The 3,280-nt window shown below is 61.0% G+C and carries 6 protein-coding genes; all 6 read right to left on the bottom strand.

Annotated features, from left to right (window positions below; all coding sequences use genetic code 11):
• Positions 1–94: 94 nt before the first annotated feature.
• Positions 95–394: a ferredoxin III, nif-specific gene (gene fdxB, locus C7G61_RS42285; protein WP_057852071.1), complete on the bottom strand. Its 300-nt coding sequence runs from the start codon at positions 392–394 to the stop codon at positions 95–97.
• Positions 395–409: 15 nt separating this feature from the next.
• The gene (locus C7G61_RS42290) at positions 410–610 is read right to left on the bottom strand and encodes a CCE_0567 family metalloprotein (RefSeq protein ID WP_057846604.1); all 201 of its coding nucleotides are present in this window, start codon (positions 608–610) and stop codon (positions 410–412) included.
• Positions 611–619: 9 nt separating this feature from the next.
• Positions 620–1,090: a NifX-associated nitrogen fixation protein gene (locus C7G61_RS42295; protein WP_057846605.1), complete on the bottom strand. Its 471-nt coding sequence runs from the start codon at positions 1,088–1,090 to the stop codon at positions 620–622.
• A gap of 7 nt (positions 1,091–1,097) precedes the next feature.
• Positions 1,098–1,493 (bottom strand): nitrogen fixation protein NifX, encoded by a 396-nt coding sequence (gene nifX, locus C7G61_RS42300; RefSeq protein ID WP_108523372.1) that lies wholly within the window; start codon positions 1,491–1,493, stop codon positions 1,098–1,100.
• Entirely contained in the window at positions 1,490–2,896 is a 1,407-nt protein-coding gene (nifN, locus tag C7G61_RS42305; protein ID WP_108523373.1) for a nitrogenase iron-molybdenum cofactor biosynthesis protein NifN, read from the bottom strand. Before nifN ends, nifX begins: the two co-directional genes overlap by 4 nt.
• Before the next feature lie 9 nt (positions 2,897–2,905).
• On the bottom strand, positions 2,906–3,280 hold a 375-nt coding region (locus C7G61_RS42310), incomplete at its 5' end, for a (2Fe-2S)-binding protein (RefSeq protein ID WP_190242268.1).

Consider the following 3,280-nt stretch of genomic DNA (forward strand, 5'->3'; position numbering starts at 1 on the left):
CTCTATCCCCGAGCGCAGCACACGGAGAGTCCCTTCAGCGAGGCTTCGCCGTCCAACTCCCGCTTGCCTGCGGGAAAGGCGGACAGAGGCGCTGTCAAGCGGCTTCCGCTGCGGCGGGCTGGTGGGTCTGGCAGTTGGTCGGACAAACCCGGGCGCAGGCGCCGCAGCCGATACAAGCGCCCCGGTCATTCATCACCATAATCTTCTTTTCGATCTCACCGTCTTCGTCATCGTCGAGATCGACAAGATCGCCCTCCTCATTGATCCCCTTCAACGTCATGACGTCGCGACCGCAGACCTTGAAACAGCGGCCACAACCGATGCACTTCTTGGGATCAATTGAGATCAGGTAGTTCGGCGTCCAGTCGCGGCCGTCGCGCGTTGCAAATGACATGATCGGATACCCTTTTTAGGCCTTTTCCAGCGCCTTGAGATCCTCGCGCTTGCGCTCGAGTTCGGCAAAGGCATCGTGCGCCTTCTGCGCCACCGCCATGATCGAGGTCCAGTTGATGGGAAGTTCCTCCGACAAATCATGCAGATCCATCTTGGCCTTCGTCGCCTTGACCGACAGCTTTCTTATTTCCGCTTTCAGCATTTCAAGGTCGCTCATGAGCTGCTCTCAATAGTTGGCCACGTCGGGAAATTTCCGGGTCATCTCGATGCCGCCTTCGACGTATTTGTCACCCTCGGCGGCGAGCTTTGCGAGATTGTCGAAGCCGAAGCGATGCACATCGCGCAGCTGCTTGTTCACCACGATCAGCCGGCCGCCGATCAGCACCATGCGGCCAAAGCCTTCGTGGTGCATCTTCAGCATCGGCTGGATCATCACACCGGTCGTCTTCTCGATCGAGAGCGCGACCGCATTGAAGAACAGCTCCAGCCGCCAGACCGTATCCGGATCGGGATCGCCGACGATCGGCAGCGCGCGCCGTTTCTCCTTGTCCAGAATATAGGGTTCGAGCAGATCGAGATCGCTCTTGCCGTCCCAGGCGCCATGGACGTCCTGGGCGCGCCAGATCTTGATCAGTTCCCTCACGAATGGCGCATCGAGCGCGCGATCGGTTTGCACGATATCCGCGGCTTCAGTCATGTCGTCCTCATTCTTCGAAATCGAGCGTGCGCTCCTGGTCCTTTGCCAGCGCCTTGCGCAGCCAGGGTGGCGGCGTACCCTTCAGCACGTGCTGAAGCTTCTCGACCAGCGCCAGAATGTTCTCGGGCTTGTTCACCTTGATGGGATGTATATTGTTCGCCACTACCCGCGCGGCACCGGAGCCGCCGATGGCAGCGACATAGAGAATGGCGCAATCCTTGATTGCCTCGATCTTGGGCGCGAGCTTGTCCTCGTTGCCGTCTTCCTTGAGATCGCCGTAGAACTGAACCGCCTTCAGAAATACGTGCCCGCCCGGCCCAACATCATAGATCGCGATGTACTTGGCCCAGCCAAAGTGCGCATCGACGCGCCTCAAGTCTTGGGTAGCGAATGCGACCTTCATGCAATCGACCCCTCTGTTGCGTCGATGAAGCTACGGCGGCCGGGCTTTAAGGGCCGTCTCGAGGTCCGCCAGCTATCGGGCGTCGGCTGATGATTTTCCTCTCGGTCGGCGATCACGAGATTGGCGATATTGAAGATCACATCGCGCGTGCCGCGATAGCCGACGGATAGCTGGTGTCCCGCGCCGATCCGATCGAACATCGGAAATCCCGCGCGATAAAACGGAATCTTCAGCCGCGCCGCCGCTTGGCGGCCATGCGAATGCGTAATCAGCAGATCGCAATTCTTCGTCCTAGCAAGCTCTTCCAGATCCTCGAGATCGCCGATCAGCACCTCCTTGGTCCCGATCCGCTCCAGCACCGGCGACGGCGTGGTCGTCACGGCCGCCGTCACCTGCGCGCCCATCTCGTGAAGCATGCTGGACAGGTCGAACAGGAGGTCAGGCTCGGCACCGATCGCGAGCTTGCGGCCGCCGACATGGAAATGCGCGTCCAGCATCGCATCGCTGAGCTGGCCGCGCTGGCGCCGATATTTTGCTGGCACAGGGCGGCCACTGATGTCGCTCAGGAAAGCGATGAATTCATCGTTGGGGATGAGGCCGCACAGCCGCTCGAACAAGCGAAACGGCACCCCAGACTTCGCCTGCATGGCTTCTGCCGCCCGCCGCATCTGCGCACCGATGGCAATGGTCCAGCTGGACCGGCCCATGCCCGCGACTTCGTCAACCCCGATGCCACCAATGGTCGTTGGCGTAAACTCGTCCGGGATATGCCCGTCCAGCGATCCCGCGAGATCAGGCAGGAAGGATGGCTTCAGGCCGAAATCCTCCAGGATCGTCCTAAGTTCGTCGAGGTCACCCGGCGTCAGGTGACATCCGGGGAGGACATTCACCCGCGCGGGATCACGCTCCGCCCCGACCGCCGGCGCCTCCACCAGTACCTCGACCATGCATGCCACTGTCTTTCCCCACCCGTCCTGGAAGGCGTCCTTGAAATCGGGCGTGGAGACAAAGACAAGAGGAAATTTGGCAAGCTGCGGATGCTGCTCGCGGATCAGCTTGATGTAGCCGTCGACGTCATCGCCATTGGTTTCGGTCACTCCGGTCGAGCAGATCCCGATGATCTCCGGCTTGGCACGATTGTATATGTTGAGGATAGCCTGCTCGACATTTTCATAACCGCCGAGCACGGTCGCCACCTCGCTCATCGCAGTCGTCTGCAGCGGCACCGCCTCCTTGAAATGCCGCACAAACAGCGTGAGCCCGAAGGATGTGCACCCTTGCGAGCCGTGCAGAAGCGGCATCGCCCCACGCAGCCCCATGAAGGCGAATGCGCCGCCAATCGGCTGACTCATCTTCAGCGGGTTGACCGCGCAGGCCTTCTTCGGCGTGGTGACGATGGCCATGACGCCGTCCTATTCCGCGGCTTGCAGCATGGCAGGCGGCGAGGACACCGGCATCGTGGCCAGGATGTCCTCGATACGCCTCTTACAGCAGCCACCGAACGCGTTGGTGTGCTGTCTGACTGCCTCGACGCTGGTCAGGCCATGCGAGCGGATTGCGTCCTCGATGGTTCCGAGCTCGACTTCCTTGCAGAAGCAGACCTTTTTCGCGCGCCGGGTCGTCTCCGGATCGGCGGCAACCTCGGCGGCCTGCGCGTCCATCCGCGCCATCCCCTTGGTCTGCCGATTCTTGGCCACCTCCTCCCACGGCACTGGTCGACGCAGCTGCTCCCACATCGGGTTGAACAGCGCTTTGTCGATCTCCTCGACCAGCTTCACCATACCGAC

Origin of the sequence: Bradyrhizobium algeriense, from assembly GCF_003062295.1 — a bacterium.
In the GTDB taxonomy this organism is placed as follows: Bacteria; Pseudomonadota; Alphaproteobacteria; order Rhizobiales; family Xanthobacteraceae; genus Bradyrhizobium; species Bradyrhizobium algeriense.